14 protein-coding genes are annotated in these 16,955 nt (G+C 62.3%); all 14 read left to right on the forward strand.

Annotation, left to right across the window (positions count from 1 at the left end; all coding sequences use genetic code 11):
• Positions 1–134: 134 nt before the first annotated feature.
• The 14 genes from proB to CDPAHKCJ_RS12645 all read left to right on the forward strand — a co-directional run bounded on the left by proB (position 135) and on the right by CDPAHKCJ_RS12645 (position 16,945).
• Entirely contained in the window at positions 135–1,316 is a 1,182-nt protein-coding gene (gene proB, locus CDPAHKCJ_RS12580) for a glutamate 5-kinase (RefSeq protein WP_166020073.1), read from the forward strand.
• Positions 1,317–1,605: 289 nt separating this feature from the next.
• Positions 1,606–1,872, forward strand: a complete 267-nt coding sequence (rpsT, locus tag CDPAHKCJ_RS12585) for a 30S ribosomal protein S20 (RefSeq protein WP_043335965.1) — start codon at positions 1,606–1,608, stop codon at positions 1,870–1,872.
• Positions 1,873–2,151: 279 nt separating this feature from the next.
• Positions 2,152–3,648, forward strand: coding sequence for a murein biosynthesis integral membrane protein MurJ (gene murJ, locus CDPAHKCJ_RS12590; RefSeq protein WP_240916802.1), 1,497 nt, complete (start codon positions 2,152–2,154; stop codon positions 3,646–3,648).
• A gap of 140 nt (positions 3,649–3,788) precedes the next feature.
• Positions 3,789–4,922 (forward strand): bifunctional riboflavin kinase/FAD synthetase, encoded by a 1,134-nt coding sequence (ribF, locus tag CDPAHKCJ_RS12595; RefSeq protein WP_166020075.1) that lies wholly within the window; start codon positions 3,789–3,791, stop codon positions 4,920–4,922.
• Between the two features lie 11 nt (positions 4,923–4,933).
• The gene (gene ileS, locus CDPAHKCJ_RS12600) at positions 4,934–7,765 is read left to right on the forward strand and encodes an isoleucine--tRNA ligase (RefSeq protein WP_166020076.1); all 2,832 of its coding nucleotides are present in this window, start codon (positions 4,934–4,936) and stop codon (positions 7,763–7,765) included.
• Between the two features lie 118 nt (positions 7,766–7,883).
• Positions 7,884–8,411 carry a signal peptidase II gene (lspA, locus tag CDPAHKCJ_RS12605; protein WP_233593367.1) on the forward strand — a complete coding sequence of 176 codons (528 nt, stop codon included), beginning with the start codon at positions 7,884–7,886 and terminating at the stop codon, positions 8,409–8,411.
• Positions 8,412–8,431: 20 nt separating this feature from the next.
• Complete coding sequence (gene fkpB, locus CDPAHKCJ_RS12610) at positions 8,432–8,875, forward strand: FKBP-type peptidyl-prolyl cis-trans isomerase (RefSeq protein WP_166020077.1); 444 nt, start codon at positions 8,432–8,434, stop codon at positions 8,873–8,875.
• A 59-nt stretch (positions 8,876–8,934) separates the two neighbouring features.
• On the forward strand, positions 8,935–9,903 hold the full coding sequence (ispH, locus tag CDPAHKCJ_RS12615) for a 4-hydroxy-3-methylbut-2-enyl diphosphate reductase (protein WP_166020078.1): 969 nt from the start codon (positions 8,935–8,937) through the stop codon (positions 9,901–9,903).
• Between the two features lie 221 nt (positions 9,904–10,124).
• Entirely contained in the window at positions 10,125–10,613 is a 489-nt protein-coding gene (locus CDPAHKCJ_RS13495) for a type IV pilin protein (RefSeq protein WP_166020079.1), read from the forward strand.
• Between the two features lie 73 nt (positions 10,614–10,686).
• Positions 10,687–11,187, forward strand: coding sequence for a GspH/FimT family protein (locus CDPAHKCJ_RS12625; protein WP_166020102.1), 501 nt, complete (start codon positions 10,687–10,689; stop codon positions 11,185–11,187).
• A complete protein-coding gene (gene pilV, locus CDPAHKCJ_RS12630; protein WP_166020080.1) occupies positions 11,184–11,750 on the forward strand; it encodes a type IV pilus modification protein PilV in 567 nt (188 codons plus the stop codon). The genes CDPAHKCJ_RS12625 and pilV overlap by 4 nt, the downstream gene beginning before the upstream one ends.
• Positions 11,747–12,736, forward strand: a complete 990-nt coding sequence (locus CDPAHKCJ_RS12635; RefSeq protein ID WP_166020081.1) for a PilW family protein — start codon at positions 11,747–11,749, stop codon at positions 12,734–12,736. The genes pilV and CDPAHKCJ_RS12635 overlap by 4 nt, the downstream gene beginning before the upstream one ends.
• Positions 12,736–13,314 carry a hypothetical protein gene (locus CDPAHKCJ_RS12640; protein ID WP_166020082.1) on the forward strand — a complete coding sequence of 193 codons (579 nt, stop codon included), beginning with the start codon at positions 12,736–12,738 and terminating at the stop codon, positions 13,312–13,314. Before CDPAHKCJ_RS12635 ends, CDPAHKCJ_RS12640 begins: the two co-directional genes overlap by 1 nt.
• Positions 13,315–13,327: 13 nt before the next feature.
• Positions 13,328–16,945 carry a PilC/PilY family type IV pilus protein gene (locus tag CDPAHKCJ_RS12645; protein ID WP_166020083.1) on the forward strand — a complete coding sequence of 1,206 codons (3,618 nt, stop codon included), beginning with the start codon at positions 13,328–13,330 and terminating at the stop codon, positions 16,943–16,945.
• The last annotated feature ends 10 nt before the right edge of the window (positions 16,946–16,955 follow it).

A 16,955-nucleotide genomic window follows, 5' to 3' on the forward strand; every position in this document is an offset into this window, starting at 1 on the left:
ACGCCCCGCCCCGAGCCTCATGGTCTCGCGGCGGGGCGTTTTCGTTGTCGGGGCCGGCGAGGAGTGATGACAGCGGGCTGGCGGGAGCAGACAATGGCAAGCAGGGAGGCAGGGCCTGCCGGGCGAGGGATTACATGACAGGAGAGAGCGCGGTGTCGGAGCAGAAGGTGGCGGAAGTGGCGGAACTGGGCAGTCAGACGGGGCGCGAGGCCTTGGCCAATGCACGACGCGTGGTGGTCAAGATCGGCAGTGCGCTGCTGACCGATGACGGCCGCGGGCTGGATGATGCCGGCATCGGCCGCTGGGTCGATCAGATCGCGGCACTGCACGCGCGGGGTGTCGAGGTGATCGTGGTGTCCTCCGGGGCGATCGCCGTCGGCATGTCGCGGCTGGGCTGGTCGGCTCGCCCCAGCGGCGTGCATGAGCTGCAGGCGGCAGCGGCGGTCGGTCAGAATGGCCTGACCCAGTGCTATGAAGAGCATTTCCATCGTCACGGCCTGACCACGGCGCAGATTCTGCTGACCCACGATGACCTCTCCAATCGCAAGCGCTACCTGAATGCACGCTCGGCGCTGCGCACCCTGGTCGACCTGCGGGTGGTGCCGGTGATCAACGAGAACGACACCGTGGTCACCGACGAGATCCGCTTCGGCGACAACGACACCCTCGGTGCACTGGTCGCCAACCTGCTCGAGGCCGATGCGTTGTTGCTGCTCACCGATCAGGAAGGCCTCTATGATGCCGACCCGCGTCATGACCCGGCGGCCAGCCTGATCGAGGAAGCCCAGGCCGATGACCCGATTCTGGTCAAGGTGGCGGGCGGCGGGGGCCTGCTCGGGCGTGGCGGCATGGCGACCAAGGTGCGCGCAGCGCGTCTGGCGGCACGTAGCGGTGCGCTGACGGTGATCGCGTCCGGTCGTCAGCCCGAGGTGATCACCCGGCTGGCCTCAGGTGAGCGCTTCGGCACGCTCCTGCTGCCAGAGCATGCACCGATCGCGGCGCGCAAGCGCTGGATCGCGGGGCAGCTGCAGGTGCGCGGCACCCTGACGCTGGATGCCGGTGCCGTCAATGTGTTGACCACGCGTGGCTCCAGCCTGTTGCCGGTGGGTGTCAGGAAGATCGAAGGCGCCTTCAAGCGTGGTGATCTGGTGCAGTGCGTCGATGAGTCCGGTCAGCGCATCGCCAAGGGGCTGGTGAATTACAGCGCCGAAGACGCCGGGCGGATTCTCGGCCTGCCCAGCCATCAGATCGAGGCGACGCTGGGCTATATCGAGGCGCCGGAACTGATCCACCGCGACAACCTCATCGTGCTGTAGCACCCATGAGGCCTGCTTCCTGGCTCTGTGCCTGGGGCCGGCGCAGGCAAGCTCAGACTGGCGATATGCGCTCGGGTCATGCTAGACTCTGCCGTCCTGTCGGGTGCTGGTCCGCCCCGATGGCGAAGGTTTGACGGGGCTTCCACGTCAAGTCGCTGATTTCTCGAAAGTCTTCACTTCAGTGTCGAAAGGCGAGAGATGATCGGACTCGCTGTCGCGGTGCGACAACGTCTTCCAAATTCAAGTTCATGAGTACGCGCCTACGGGTGGACTCATAAGGAGCATCAAAGTGGCAAATTCCAAGCAAGCACGTAAGCGCGCTCGTCAGGCTGAAGTTCGTCGTCAGCACAACTCCGCACAGCGTTCCGCCGTGCGTACCAGCATCAAGAACGTGCTGAAGACCGTCAAGACTGGCGATCACGCTGCTTCCATGGCCGCTTTCAATGTCGCGCAGAAGGTCCTCGACCGTTACGCCGACAAGGACATTCTGTCCAAGAAGAAGGCCGCTCGTCTGAAGAGCCGTCTGAACACTCGCGTCAAGGCACTGGCTGTCTAAGACGTGTGAGTGTGAAAAAACCGGCTTCGGCCGGTTTTTTTGTGTCTGTCTGTCGAGTGGATGACATCGGTGTCAGGTCAGGGAAGCGAGAGGGGTGTCAGGGTGAGCAAGCCGCAGGATGAGTCGCCCGCAGGCGAAAAGGAAGTCAGGGGAGAAGACGGCAAGGCCGAGGCCGCCGCGCAGTCCGCCTCACAGGCGAGTGCCCAGGGCGAGACTCGCTCGGGCGACAGCCTGCCGGTGCGGGGTGGCCTGTTGCGTTCCGGGTTGATCGTCAGCGTGATGACGATGCTGTCGCGCGTGCTGGGGCTGGCGCGCGATGTGACCATCGCATCCCTGCTGGGTGCCGGCAGCGGGGCGGATGCCTTCTTCGTCGCCTTCAAGATCCCCAACTTCATGCGCCGCCTGTTTGCCGAGGGTGCCTTCAACCAGGCCTTCATTCCGGTGCTGTCGGAGTATGCGACTCGCCGGACACGGGAAGAGGTCCGCGAGTTGCTGGACGCCGTCAGCGGCAGTCTTGGTGTCATACTCGCGTTGATCACCGCGCTGGCGATGCTGTGTGCGCCCTGGCTGGTGTGGGTCTTCGCACCCGGATTCGGTGATGATGCCGGCAAGCTGGCGCTGACCGGTGACATGCTGCGCCTGACCTTCCCGTATCTGCTGCTGATCTCGTTGACCGCCTTCGCCGGCAGCGTGCTCAATACCTGGAATCGCTTTGCGGTACCGGCCATCACGCCGGTGCTGCTCAACCTGAGCCTGATCGGCGCGGCGCTGTTGCTGGCCCCGCGCTTCGAGACCCCCGCCATGGCGCTGGCCTGGGGCGTGTTGATCGCAGGTGGCGTGCAGTTGCTGTTCCAGGTGCCATTCCTGCTGCGGCTTGGCCTGATGCCCAAACCATGGCCGAATTTCGCCCATGAAGGCGTACGCCGCATCCTCAGGCTGATGACCCCGGCGCTGTTCGGTGTCTCGGTCTCGCAGATCAATCTGCTGCTGGATACCGTGCTGGCCTCGTTTCTGGTTACCGGCAGCGTGTCGTGGCTCTATTACTCCGACCGTCTGGTCGAGCTGCCGCTGGGCATCATCGGCATTGCCATCGGGACGGTGATTCTGCCGGCGCTCTCCAAGCGCCACGCCGAGCAATCACTGGAGCATTTCCAGAAGATGCTCGACTGGGCGCTGCGCTCGGTGCTGTTGATTGGTGTGCCGGCGGCATTGGCGCTTGGCGTGCTGGCCGAGCCCCTGCTGATCACGCTGTTCCACTACGGCGCGATGACCGACAACGATGTGGTGATGTCGGCCCAGAGTCTGCGTGCCTACAGCTTCGGCCTGTTGGCCTTCATGCTGATCAAGGTGCTGGCGCCGGGCTTCTATGCGCGTCAGGACACGAAAACGCCGGTCAAGATCGGTATCATCGCGATGGTTGCCAACATGGCCTTCAATCTGGCGCTGATCGTGCCGCTGGCGCATGCCGGGCTCGCGCTGGCCACGGCGCTGTCGGCCTTCCTCAATGCGGGCCTGCTGGCGCGCGGCCTGTATCGTGATGGCGTGCTGCGCTTCCAGCCCGGCTGGGGACGCTATTCGCTGACGCTGATCGGCGGTTGCGCTCTGATGGGCGGCGGCCTGATGTGGCTATCGCCGGACTGGACCACCTGGCTTGGTTGGGGCCTGTGGGAGCGCTGTGCGATGATGGGAGCACTGGTCGTGGGCGGTGTGCTGGCCTATGCGGTGTGGTTGGGGCTGTGCGGTGTCCGCCCGCGCCATTTCCGCATGCAGAGCTGAGCCTGCTGCCCGGGCACCACTACCACCCAGGTTGGTGCCCTCGGTACCAGCTGTTTTCTCCCTGGCGGGGCAACGGTGGCTGTCAGCGCCGTGCCCCTTCGCTATAATCGACCACTTTCGGCGGCTTGTGTGATGCACGCATGGACTTGATCAGAGGACTCCACAATCTCGCCCGCCTGCGCAAGCAGGATGGCAGTCGCGGCTGTGTGGCCACCATCGGCAATTTCGATGGCGTGCATCTCGGCCACCAGGCGATTCTGGAGCAACTTCGCGAGCGCGCGGCAGCCTATGGTCTGCCCGCCACGGTGGTGGTGTTCGAGCCGCAGCCGCGTGAGTTCTTCGCGGGTGACAAGGCGCCGCCGCGGCTGACGCGTCTGGCGGACAAGGTGCGTCTGCTGGGCAGTCATGGCGCCGAGCGCGTACTGTGTCTGCCCTTCAATGAGGCGCTGCGCTCGCTGTCGGCACGTGAATTCATCGAGCAGGTACTGATCGATGGGCTCGGTGTGCGTCACCTGGTGGTCGGTGACGACTTCCGCTTTGGCTGCGATCGCGCCGGAGACTTCGCGTTGCTGGAACGCATCGGCGCCGCCGAAGGCTTTGCGGTGGAGCATACCCGCACCTTCGAGATCGCCGACGAGCGTGTGTCCAGCACCCGCGTGCGTGAGGTGCTGGCCGCAGGCGACATGGCGCTGGCCGCCAGACTGCTGGGGCGTGCCCACCACTGGCAGGGGCGCGTGGTCGCGGACCGCCAGCTGGGTCGCACGCTGGGCGTGCCGACCGCCAACCTGCCGTTGCCGAATGCGCCGCTGGCGGTCTCCGGCGTCTATGCGGTGATGGCGCATCTGGCCGATGGCCGCGACTGCCCGGCGGTGGCCAATATCGGCTGGCGCCCGACGGTCGGTACGCCGCGGCCGGTGCTCGAGGTCCATCTGCTCGACTTCGCGGAAGACCTCTACGGCCAGCCGATGCGCGTCAGCTTCTGCGCCTTCCTGCGCGGTGAGCAGCGCTTCGATGGCCTGGAAGCCCTCAAGGCCGCCATCTACGCCGACATCGCCCTGGCGCGACGCTTCTTCGCGCTGGCCGCGGGCGAGACGCCTGCCGGTGACGAGCAGGCGTTGCTTGATTGCATGACCTCGATGGCTGACCTGCCGCTGGCCAGCCGTCCGCTGAGCGCATTGATGACGGATGCGCCGACGGCACCCTTACACGGCACTGCTGAGGTGTCTGATTCCACAGCTCGGGAAGCCCAGGCTTCCCGCCCCCACGACGGCTGACCCGAAAGGCTATGAGCGACTACAAGCACACTTTGAATCTGCCCGATACCGACTTCCCGATGCGCGGCAATCTCCCCAAGCGTGAGCCGGACCAACTGGCGCGCTGGAACGAGATTGACCTCTATGCGCGTCTGCGTGAAGCAGGCAAGGGCCGTCCGAGCTTCGTGCTCCACGACGGCCCTCCCTATGCCAACGGCAATATTCACATCGGTCATGCCGTCAACAAGATTCTCAAGGACATCATCGTCAAGTCCAAGACGATGGCGGGCTTTGACGCGCCGTACGTGCCGGGCTGGGACTGTCATGGTCTGCCCATCGAGCACAAGGTCGAGACGACCCACGGCAAGCATCTCGAGTCCGAGAAAGCCCGCCACCTGTGCCGTGAATACGCCGGCGTACAGGTGGAAGGTCAGAAGCACGAGTTCATCCGTCTCGGCATCGTCGGTGACTGGGGCAACCCGTATCGCTCCATGGACTTCGCCAACGAAGCCGGCGAGATCCGTGCGCTGGCCGAGATGGTCAAGGGCGGTTATGTCTTCAAGGGCCTGAAGCCGGTCAACTGGTGCTTCGACTGCGGCTCTGCGCTGGCGGAGGCGGAAGTCGAGTACGCCGACAAGACCTCTGATGCCATCGACGTCGCCTTCGCGGCAGACGACAGCGCGGCGCTGGCCAAGGCCTTCGGCCTCGAGTCACTGAACAAGCCGGCAGCGATCGTGATCTGGACCACCACTCCGTGGACCATCCCGGCCAACCAGGTGCTCAACGTTCATCCGGACTTCGTCTACTCGCTGGTCGATACCGGCGAGCGCCTGCTGGTGCTCGCCGAGGAGCTGGTCGAGGACAGCCTGGCGCGCTTCGGCCTGAGCGGCGAGACGCTGGCGACCGTCAACGGCGCGGCGCTGGAGCTGATCAACTTCCGTCACCCGATCTACGATCGTCTGTCGCCGGTCTATCTGGCCGACTACGTCGAGACCGGCGCCGGTACCGGTATCGTCCACTCCGCGCCGGCCTACGGCGAGGATGACTTCCATACCTGCCGTCGTTACGGCATGAGCTTCGACGAGATCGAAAGCCCGGTGCAGGGCAACGGCGTCTACGTGCCGGACCTGCCGGAATTCGGTGGCCAGTTCATCTGGAAGGCCAACCCGAACATCGTCGCGCGTCTGGAAGAGCTCGGCGCGCTGATGGCGCACGAGAAGATCTCCCACAGCTACATGCACTGCTGGCGCCACAAGACCCCGGTCATCTACCGCGCGACGGCCCAGTGGTTCGTCGGCATGGACATTGCCGGCACCGACGGCGTGACCCTGCGTGACAAGGCGCTGTCCGCCATCGAGGACACCGCCTTCATCCCGGCCTGGGGTCAGGCGCGTCTGAAGAGCATGATCGCCAACCGTCCGGACTGGTGCATCTCGCGTCAGCGCAACTGGGGCGTGCCGATTCCGCTGTTCCTGCATCGCGCGACGGGGGAACTGCACCCCGACAGCGTGGCGCTGATGGAAGCGGTGGCGGATCGCGTCGCCGAGCACGGTATCGATGCCTGGTGGTCACTCGACAGCCAGGAGCTGCTGGGCGATGAGGCCGAGAACTACGAGAAGGTCACCGACACGCTGGACGTGTGGTTCGACTCCGGGACGACCCACTGGCATGTGCTGCGTGGCTCGCACCCGCATGGTCACGATCAAGGCCCGCGTGCCGACCTGTACCTGGAAGGTTCCGACCAGCACCGTGGCTGGTTCCACTCGTCACTGCTGACCGGCTGTGCCATCGATGGCCACGCGCCCTACAAGGCACTGCTGACTCACGGTTTCACCGTGGATGCGCAGGGCCGCAAGATGTCCAAGTCCGTCGGCAACGTGGTCGCACCTCAACAGGTGATGGACAAGCTGGGTGCTGACATCCTGCGTCTATGGGTGTCCTCCAACGACTATTCCGGCGAAATGGCCGTCTCGGACGAGATCCTCAAGCGGACCGCCGATGCCTATCGTCGTATCCGCAACACCTCGCGCTTCCTGCTGTCCAATCTGAACGGCTTCGAGCCCGAGCGTGATGCGCTGGCCTTCGACGACATGCTGGCGCTGGACCAGTGGGTGGTCGATCGTGCCGCCCAGCTGCAGGCACGTGTCGAGCTGGCCTACGAGGAATATCGCTTCCTCGACATCTATCAGCAGGTGCTGACCTTCTGCTCGCGTGAGCTGGGCGGCTTCTATCTGGATGTCATCAAGGACCGCCAGTACACCACGCAGCCGAACTCGCGTGCGCGCCGCAGCTGTCAGACGGCGCTGTATCACGTGATCGAGGCACTGGCACGCTGGATGGCGCCGATCCTCTCCTTCACAGGTGAAGAGATCTACGCCAACATCCCGGGCCCGCGCAAGGACACCATCTTCCTCGAGACGGCCTACACCGGCCTGACCACCCTGGCGGATGATGCGGCCATGGGGCGTGAGTTCTGGGAGCAGGTGCTGCACGTCAAGCAGGCGGTCAACAAGACGCTGGAAGGCGCGCGCAACGCCGGTCTGGTCAAGAATGGCCTGGCGGCGGAAGTCACCCTTTACGTCAATGACGAGCTCAATACGCTGCTGGCAAGTCTCGGCGACGAGCTGCGCTTCGTGATGCTGACCAGCGGCGTGACCCTGGCGCCTCTCGAGGCGGCTGGCGCGGCAGAAGAGACCGACGTGTCCGGCCTCAAGGTGGCGGTCAAGGTCAGCGAGAATGCCAAGTGCGAGCGTTGCTGGCACCACCGTCCGGAAGTCGGCACCCTGCCGGAACATCCGACGCTGTGCAGCCGCTGCGTGACCAACCTGCCGGACGGCGAAGGCGAGACGCGTCACTTCGCTTGATCGCTGATGCGGCCGCGGGATCGTTCAGCCCCCGCTGAGCGCTGATATCGAACGCCGGGCTCTGGCCCGGCGTTCGTGTCTTGCCGGTCGCAGACTCATTTCACGACAGGAAGGTAACATGACGTCTTCTTCACAAGGCCCCGCGACGAATACCCCCTCGGCCGGTAGTGAGCCGATGCGCTCGCCGCTGCGCTGGCTGTGGCTGTCGCTGGTGATCGTGGTGCTGGACCTGGCCACCAAGTGGCTGGCCAGCAGTTCGCTGGTCTATGGTCAGGCCAACGAAGTGCTGCCGATCTTCAATCTGACGCTGCTCCACAACACCGGCGCGGCGTTCAGCTTTCTGGCCGGCCATGATGGCTGGCAGCGCTGGTTGTTTGCGGGCATCGCGGTGGTGGCAGCCATCGGCCTGAGCATCTGGCTTGCGCGCCTCAAGCGTCACGAGACCTTCACCGCGCTGGGCATCGCGCTGGTGCTGGGGGGCGCGCTTGGCAATCTCTATGATCGTGTCGTGCATGGCTTCGTGGTGGACTTCCTGTCCTTCCACTGGGGCAATGCCTTCTTCCCGGCCTTCAATGTGGCGGACGTCGCCATCAGCCTGGGAGCCGTGGCACTGATTCTTGAATCTTTCCGTGGCCGCTCCGAATGAGCGCCACTAGCGAGGTCAGCATGAGCGAGCATCGTATCGCCGATAACATGGAGGTCAGCCTCCATTTCCGTCTGCGTCTGGAAGACGGCACCGAGGTGGACTCCACCTTCGACAAGACACCGGCCACCTTCCAGGTGGGTGACGGCAATCTGCCGCCGGGCTTCGAGCGTTCGATCATGGGCATGGCGGCGGGCGAGACCGGCAGCTTCACGATCACGCCGGAGCATGCCTTCGGTCAGCACAATCCGCAGAACGTCCAGACCGTGGCGCGCAAGAGCTTCGATGACGAGGTCGAGGTCGGCATGGTGATGTCCTTCGCCGAGCCGTCGGGTTCGGAGCTGCCGGGCATCATCCGCGAGATTGACGAGCGTGACGTCAAGGTCGACTTCAATCACCCGCTGGCCGGGCGTACCCTGACCTTCGAGGTCGAGGTACTGTCAGTCGCCCCCGCGACCACGCACTGAGTCTTCTTTTCAAAGGTGCGCTCCCCGTGAACGCACCTCGCCATCAAGCGGAGCCTGTCATGCAGATCAAGCTGGCCAACCCGCGCGGTTTCTGCGCCGGAGTGGATCGCGCCATCGATATCGTCAACGGGGCGCTCGACGTGTTCGGGCCGCCGATCTACGTGCGTCACGAGGTGGTGCACAACCGTTTCGTGGTCGACTCCCTCAAGGAGCGCGGCGCCATCTTCGTCGAGGAACTGCACGAAGTGCCGGATGACGTCATCGTCATCTTCTCGGCGCACGGTGTCTCGCGTGCCGTGCAGGAAGAGGCCGAGCGTCGCAACCTCAAGGTCTTCGATGCCACCTGTCCGCTGGTGACCAAGGTGCACATGGAAGTCCTGCGCTATGCGCGCAAGGGCCAGGATTGCGTGCTGATCGGTCATGAGGGCCACCCGGAGGTCGAGGGCACCATGGGCCGCTATGACACTTCCAGGGGTGGCACCATCCATCTGGTGGAAGACGAGTCCGATGTGGCGCGTCTGGAGGTCAAGGACCCGGAGCAGCTGGCCTTCGTCACCCAGACCACGCTCTCGATGGATGATACGGCGCGGGTGATCGACGCGCTGCGCGAACGCTTCCCGGCGATTCAGGGGCCGCGCAAGGATGACATCTGCTATGCGACCCAGAATCGTCAGGATGCCGTTCGTATGCTGGCGGAAGCCTGCGATGTGGTGCTGGTGGTCGGCAGCCCCAATAGCTCCAACTCCAATCGTCTGCGTGAATTGGCCGAGCGCATGCAGACTCCGGCCTGGTTGATCGATGATGCCGAGCAGATCGAGGCCGCCTGGCTCGAGGGTATCGGCAGTATCGGTATCACCGCAGGGGCCAGTGCGCCCGAAGTGCTGGTGCAGGGTGTGATCGATCGCCTGATGGCGCTGGGAGCCTCAGCACCCGAGGAGCTCGAGGGGCAGGAGGAAAACATCGTCTTCTCCATGCCCAAGGAGCTCAAGGAGCGCTTGATCGCCTCGGATCAGATTCGCGAGCTGTAACGCCTTGTAAGTTTCTGCCAGTGAAGAAGCCGCGACCTCGTCGCGGCTTTTTTGTGCGCGCCATTCGCAATTTGCCATTCAATTCAGCAGTTTCTTGTATAAGTCACAGTACTCTTGAGCAGGATCGTTGATCCATTTGGCACACATTGAAAAAAAATGTAATGCGCAGTTACCAAAATGATACATAATAGAGGTATGGTTCGTATTCTGGAGAATTCCCCATGCCGCGACTGTTGTCGGTCACCGGTGTCAGCAGTGCAGTTGCACGCCGTGAGCCGAAACCGGGGCGCGGGGCATCTGGCAGACGTCGGGCTCAGGGCTTCACCTTGATCGAGATGATGATGGTGGTCGCGATCATCGGCATTCTGGCGGCGGTCGCAATACCCTCCTATCTGGGTTATGTGGAGCGCAGCTGGCGCTCACATGCCCAGCAGGCGCTGGGGCAGCAGGCCAGACAGCTGCATGGCTTCTACTACCAGAATTTCTCCGAGGCACCCGTGGGGGATGATGACCAGCCGACGGATGGCGTCAGTCGTATAGAGGACAGCGGTGGCAATCTTCGCTACCTGATCACGTATCGCAGTCTGTCTGCCTCGGCCTTCGTCCTGCAGGCGACGCCTCAAGGGGCACAACTCAATGATGACTGCGGCGTATTGTGGATGGACCAGGACATGAATACCGGTGCCGAAGGAGGAGGCCGGTGCTGGTGATGGTGGGCCCCAGAAGACAGACTCGAGTCCGGCATGGCCGGTCGACCCCTAGCGGCAAGGAGAAGTATCTCTCATGCGCCAATCCCGTGGTTTCACCCTGATCGAGCTGGTCGTGACAGTGGCGATCATTGCCATCATCGCGACCTGGGCGGTGCCAGCCTGGCAAGGTCTGGTGCAGCGCTCTCAGGTGGAGTCCGATGTGCGTGCCCTGACCCATGCGCTCGGCATGGCGCGCAGCACCGCCACCACGCGCGGTGTGGATGTGAGTGTCTGTCCCTATGCGCCGAGTGTTGCCACCCCCGATCCCACGACCTGCGACGACGATTGGGCGAATGGCTGGGTCGTCTATGTCGGGAGTACTTCCAACTTCACCCTCGACGACCGCCTGTGGATCCATCAGGACAGCAATGCGGTTGCCCAGTCGGGTGGTGCCTCCAGGATCACCTACAACGATCGCGGCACGCTGACTAGTGGCAACAGTACGCTGGTGTTCTGTGCGGCATCCGATGCGACCTCTGTGGTAGTGGCGCCTTCAGGCCGTGTTCGTCTTGAATCAGGAGGGGACTGCTCATGACAGCATCGCTGATGACCACATCCCTCAAGCAAGCCCGGCAGCCGAGAGCGCTGAGGAAGACATTGCTGTCTCGCCTGCAACAGCGCCGTTCCGCTCGTCACTCTCAGCGCGGCGTCGGCCTGATCGAGGCGCTGGTCGCGGTCATGCTGCTGGGGGTTTCCCTGCTGGGCCTGGGGTTGTTGCAAGTTCAGACGCTTCAGCATCAGCGCGTCAGCTACAGCAATACCGTGGCACAACTGCTGTCGCTGGACATGGCCGAGCGTATCCGCGCCAACCTTGAGGCCATCGATCAATATGATGAGGCCGACACCACCGATGCGCCGGCGGATGGATGCAGCTCGGATTGCGTGCCCGCAGAGCTGGCGGACCAGGACATCATTGATTGGCGTGACGCCATCATCAACTCCACGTTGACCAGCGGCGTCGGCAGTGTGGAAGTCGACGAGCGTGTTGTCGGCGGCGCCGGTATCGGCGTCCATGATGTGAGTGTCCAGGTACAGTGGAGTGACCCCATCAGCGGGGGAGTTGACCAGCAGACCTATCGTTTTGAGGTAGAGCCATGAATCGCTGTTCCCCTGAATCGGTCCGCCGACGCTTGGCCCCCGACACCGCCCGTCCTCATGGCTTGAAGCGCCAGGCGGGCGTGGGGCTTGTCGAGCTGATGATCAGCCTGGTGCTGGGGCTGCTGATCACGGCGATGGCGGTGCAGATGTTCTCGACCTCACGCAGCACCGTGAGCACCCAGGAGGCGCTTTCCTATCTGCAGGAATCGGCCCGTTACGTGTCCTTCCGGCTTCAGCCGCTGATGCGCAATGTGGGCTACGCAGGCTGTGCCAATAGCCGCGATATCACCAATGCCAGCTCAGTGGATGCATCACACGACCTCACGGCGCCTTTCGGTGGTCAGCAGCGTACCCAGCGGGGCCTCAGCTATTTCAATCTGACGTTCGTCGCTGCCAGCAAGGATGGCGATGAAACCACGCTGACCAGCAGCATGACGTCACTGGGCGGCCCTCTGTCCGTGCGCAATAGTAGCGAAGATGCCTTCGTGACCAACGAGTATGCGCTGGTCAGTGATTGCAGCAGCACCGATGTCTTCAGGGTGTCGGGCACTACCCAGGGCAATGTGGAAACCAACGACACCCTGTCACGTTCCTACGGCAGCTCTCAGTCCTCGAATGCCTATCTCTACCCGGTACAGGCCTGGGAGCTACGGCTGGATGACCAGGCCAACGACTCTTCGGTGCGTTCACTGTATCTCGACCGTATCGATGCCAATTTCGCGCGCGAAGAACTGGCCTCCGGCGTGCAGGGCTTCGATGTCAGTTTCAGCCTGGATACCACCGGCAATGGCAGTGTCGATCGCGTCAAGGTGCCGGCCGCCACGGTGCGCAGCGAAGGCCGTTGGGATGAGGTACGCCGTATCGAGATCGCTCTGACGCTCGAGAGCCTGCCGGGAGTGGTGCCGGGCGGGGATAACGATGGCCGTTTGACGCGAACCTTCAATCTCACGTTCACACCGCGCAACCTTCAACTGAGGGGCAGCTGATGAATGCATCGTCTTCACCGTCCAGAGTCTGCGCGGCCACCCCGGGGCCAGCACGTCAGCAAGGCATCGCCTTGCTGATCGTGTTGGTCATGCTGGTCGTGATCGGTCTGCTGGCCGTCACCGGGGTCGAGGACAGTCAGCTGCAGACACGCATGGCCGTCAACAGCCGAAACTTCGAGCAGTCCTATTACAACGCGGAAACCAGCCTGAGTATCGGTGAGCGTGCGCTGCAGGAAAGCCTGGAGGATGGCACCTGGAGCCTGAACAGCTTCGATGACTCGGCTGGCCTGATGCTGGCACTGCCCGAGGATGCACCGCCGATCAACCCGCTCTCGGAAGCGGATTGGCAAGCCAGCGGTATCCAGACGCTGGACAGTGATACCGGCGCGGTCATCGGGGCCTATGTGATCGAGTATCTGGGCAAGGTCGGCGAGCCGCCGCTGAATGCCAGCAACGAAGTGAATGCGGTGGGCACGCGCCTGGATGCCTTCCGTATCAATGCGATGGGCACAGGAGGCGGCAATGGTGCCTCCTGGACAGTAGTGCAAAGCGAGATGGAACTGGGCCCTTACTTCTGAGAGGAGCATGAACATGCGTTATCTGCTGAGTGGTGCCCTGTGCCTTGTCGCCTTGCCCTGTCTGGCGGCCCCGGGGGAAATCGCCCGCGCCCCGGTCACGGAAGCGACCGGGGTCCAGCCCAATATCCTGTTCATTCTGGATGATTCGGGCAGCATGGCCTGGGAAGATACTCTCAACAAGGGGGTGGAACACTGGAGCCTCCAGCCGGCTTCCTCGCTGATGGGTTACACAGGGGTGTATTCCAAGAGCCTTGTTACGGTAAGAAACAATCATGATGCCGATGATCGTATCGTTTCCTATACGGATCTTGGCGGGGCGATCGGGGCCTGTATGGGCTTCAATGTCATGGCCTACAATCCTGCGCTGACCTACACCCCGTGGGCGGGTGCTGATCGAGCGGGAATCGCCTATCAGAACATGAGCCTGTCGAATGTCCGTGAAGATCCCTACGAGCCTACCAGCTGGGCCAGGATGAGCGATGACGCCTACTACGTCCGCTGGGACGACAATGGTGATGGGGACTATGACTACGGTGAATGCGGGCTCTACCGGGATGGTGCGGGGCGCCTGTATCTGGACGAAGATCATGTCGTAGAGGTGGATGACCTGTCCGCTGCACAGCAAGTCAATTTCGCCAACTGGTTCACCTACTATCGCGACCGCATGCTGGTGGCCAAATCTGCCATGGCCGGTGTGATCAACGCCAATGAGTCCCGGGTAGGGCTGCGCACCATCCAGGGCCGCAACAATCGCAACGTTGCGGACATGACGGATACTGATGAACGTGAAGCCCTGCTGGAGGAGCTGTTTACCGCCTATCCCTCCGGTGGCACCCCTCTGCGTACCGCGCTCAAGAATGCCGGGGAGTATTACTCCAGCACTGGTCGTTCGGCCCCCATTCTGAGTGCGGATGAGGGCGGCATGTGCCAGCAGAACTATTCCATCATGATGACCGATGGCTACTGGAATGGCTCCAGTCCCAGCGTCGGCAACGTCGACGGTGGCAGTGGCGACTTCATCAGTGCCAGTCATCGTGACAGCTATTCCAATACGCTTGGCGATGTCGCGATGAAATATTATCGCGAGGACCTGCGGACTGACTTGATCGACAGCGTGCCGACCATACCGGGAGTGGATGAAAATTCCGCTCAGCACATGGTGACCTACACCGTCGGGTTCGGTGTGGATGGCTCACTGTCCGAGAACCCTGCTGATCTCGAATCTGCCTTTACCTGGCCACAGCCGGTTGCCAACGCCAATACCACCATCGACGATCTGCGCCATGCGGCCTGGAACGGGCGTGGTGAATATCTCAGCGCCGCCAATCCGCAGGCATTGATTGATGCGTTGAACAATATCGCTCAGTCGATCGCAGGACGCGCGGCCAGCACCGGTAGCCTGGACATCAGCAGTGGTGGACAGACCAGCGGCGCGTACGTGATTCAGACCATCTATGATCCCGCTGATTGGTCGGGTGATGTCGTTGCACGCAAGATCGGCACCAATGGCACCTTGAGCGCCACCTCGGATTGGTCCGTCGCGGAGTGGTTGCGTGACGATGATAGCCGTAGCTCCAGTCGCAAGGTAATTACCTATAACCCGGGAATCGCGGAAGTGGACGAGAAGGCCTTCTTCTTCGATATCGAGGAGGCCGGATCACTGGAGGCCGAACAGGTACTGGACCTCGTGGGTTTCCTCGATGAAACCCTGCTGTCAGAAACTCTGTTGGCAACGCTGCGTAGAACCGTTCGGGATGATGACGACGACGACGACGACGACGACGATGACGATGATGATGATGATGGCATTCTAGGTGGAGTCGGCTCAGTGGTCGGAGGCGTCACCAATGGCGTGGCTCAGCTGACGGGACGCGTCCTGGACACTACCGGTACCTTCCTGAAGCTGGATGGCACCAATCTTGGCGTCAGAACATCGGATCTCGAGAACCTGATCGGCTATCTCAAGGGTGATGATGCCTATGAAGGGACCTTGTTCCGCGAGCGTGACGACAACTATCTCGGGGATATCGTCCACGCCTCCCCGGCGATCGTCGGGCCGCCTTCGGCCAGCTATCGCAATGATATGGAAGTGTCCTCGTACCGCTCCTTCAAGACGCTGTATGAGGATCGCCAGAACATGATCTACATCGGTGCCAACGACGGCATGCTGCACGCCATCGACATGGAGACCGGTGAAGAGAAGTTCGCCTACATGCCGTACGCCGCCTTCAGCATCGAGAACGGGCGTGGTATTCGCCAGCTCGCTGATCAGAACTATGTCCACCAGTACTATGTCGATGCCACGCCAGTTGCGCGTGACGTGCATGTTCAACTGGGGGATGAGGATGCGCCCGGTTGGCACTCGGTCCTGTTGGGTGGACTGGGCGCTGGTGGCAAGGCGGTCTACATGCTGGATATCACCGATCCTGAAGGCTTCGAGTCATTGGGGGAGTCCAATGGCACCTCGCCGGCCGATATCGTGCAGTGGGAATTCACCCACGAGGACCTCGGCTATACCTTCAGCGATATCCAGGTAGCGCGCCTGGATGATGGCAAGTGGTATGCCATCTTCGGCAATGGTTACAACGCCGACAGCGACGGACGTGCCAAGTTGTTCATCGTGGACCTGGAAGATCCCGACAACTATGCGCTGCTGGATTCTCAACAGGGCAGCAATGCCGGTGGGTCGTGCACCTCTGCCAGCAGTGACTGCAATGGCATGTCGAGTCCTGAACTGGCTGACATCGATGCCGATGGCATCACCGACTGGGTCTATGCCGGCGATCTGCATGGCAATGTCTGGGTATTCGACATGCGCGACTTCTCGCTGAGCAACATCGGCAGCAGCGAGATGTCGCGTCTGTTCCAGTCATGTGCCGTTGCCTTGAACAGCACGTCATCGACCTGCCCGGCAGCTTCCCGTCAGCCCATCACGTCGCGGGTAGCCGTGGCACGCAGCGGTGTCTTCAACAGCACTGTCGATACGCCGTACCTGAATGTGTACTGGGGCACCGGGCAATTGCTGACCCTGCAGGATGCGGTCGATACCTCGACGCAATCCTTCTACAGCGTGCTGCATACCGGGTCTTCGACTCGTCGTCATCATGGCCAGCTGGAAAAGCAGAGCTTCTCCAATATCAGTGGCGTGAGTGACGCGCGTACGGTCACGGGGGTAGGTGTCGATTATTCCAATCAGAACAACAATGGTATCCAGTACGGTTGGTACCTGGAGCTACCGGACTCCGGTGAGCGCCTGGTGACCATTCCGGCTGTCCGCGGTGATCTGATTGTCTTCAATACCACCATCCCGGGCTCCAATGGCCCCTGTACTGGCGGGGCCAGTGGTTGGCTGAATGCCCTCAGCTTGCGCAACGGCCTGCAACCGGTACGCAGTTACAACAATGTGCAGCAGGTCTTTGATTACAACGCGGATGGCGAGGTCAACGCGAGCGACAACGTCAACAATCAGGTCGTGCTCTCGATAAAGACAGAAGGCGAGCCCACCTCACCGAAATTCCTGGGTGATACCCAGTATGTCGGTCAGGGTGGCACCAATCAGGTGGTCGAAATGGCCATGGACTTCGGGATCGATGGGCTGGAAGGCCGTAGTGCCTGGTATCAGCTGCGCTAGGAGAGAGACC

The sequence above is a fragment of the Cobetia sp. MB87 genome, assembly GCF_011319755.1.
Lineage (GTDB): Bacteria > Pseudomonadota > Gammaproteobacteria > Pseudomonadales > Halomonadaceae > Cobetia.

What these genes read in the sequence shown, in the direction of transcription:
- proB (WP_166020073.1), top strand. Translation starts at nt 135, where the DNA reads ATGACAGGAGAGAGCGCGGTGTCGGAGCAGAAGGTGGCGGAAGTGGCG.
- murJ (WP_240916802.1), top strand. Translation starts at nt 2,152, where the DNA reads ATGACGATGCTGTCGCGCGTGCTGGGGCTGGCGCGCGATGTGACCATC.
- ribF (WP_166020075.1), top strand. Translation starts at nt 3,789, where the DNA reads ATGGACTTGATCAGAGGACTCCACAATCTCGCCCGCCTGCGCAAGCAG.
- ileS (WP_166020076.1), top strand. Translation starts at nt 4,934, where the DNA reads ATGAGCGACTACAAGCACACTTTGAATCTGCCCGATACCGACTTCCCG.
- lspA (WP_233593367.1), top strand. Translation starts at nt 7,884, where the DNA reads ATGACGTCTTCTTCACAAGGCCCCGCGACGAATACCCCCTCGGCCGGT.
- fkpB (WP_166020077.1), top strand. Translation starts at nt 8,432, where the DNA reads ATGAGCGAGCATCGTATCGCCGATAACATGGAGGTCAGCCTCCATTTC.
- ispH (WP_166020078.1), top strand. Translation starts at nt 8,935, where the DNA reads ATGCAGATCAAGCTGGCCAACCCGCGCGGTTTCTGCGCCGGAGTGGAT.
- CDPAHKCJ_RS13495 (WP_166020079.1), top strand. Translation starts at nt 10,125, where the DNA reads ATGCCGCGACTGTTGTCGGTCACCGGTGTCAGCAGTGCAGTTGCACGC.
- CDPAHKCJ_RS12625 (WP_166020102.1), top strand. Translation starts at nt 10,687, where the DNA reads ATGCGCCAATCCCGTGGTTTCACCCTGATCGAGCTGGTCGTGACAGTG.
- pilV (WP_166020080.1), top strand. Translation starts at nt 11,184, where the DNA reads ATGACAGCATCGCTGATGACCACATCCCTCAAGCAAGCCCGGCAGCCG.
- CDPAHKCJ_RS12635 (WP_166020081.1), top strand. Translation starts at nt 11,747, where the DNA reads ATGAATCGCTGTTCCCCTGAATCGGTCCGCCGACGCTTGGCCCCCGAC.
- CDPAHKCJ_RS12640 (WP_166020082.1), top strand. Translation starts at nt 12,736, where the DNA reads ATGAATGCATCGTCTTCACCGTCCAGAGTCTGCGCGGCCACCCCGGGG.
- CDPAHKCJ_RS12645 (WP_166020083.1), top strand. Translation starts at nt 13,328, where the DNA reads ATGCGTTATCTGCTGAGTGGTGCCCTGTGCCTTGTCGCCTTGCCCTGT.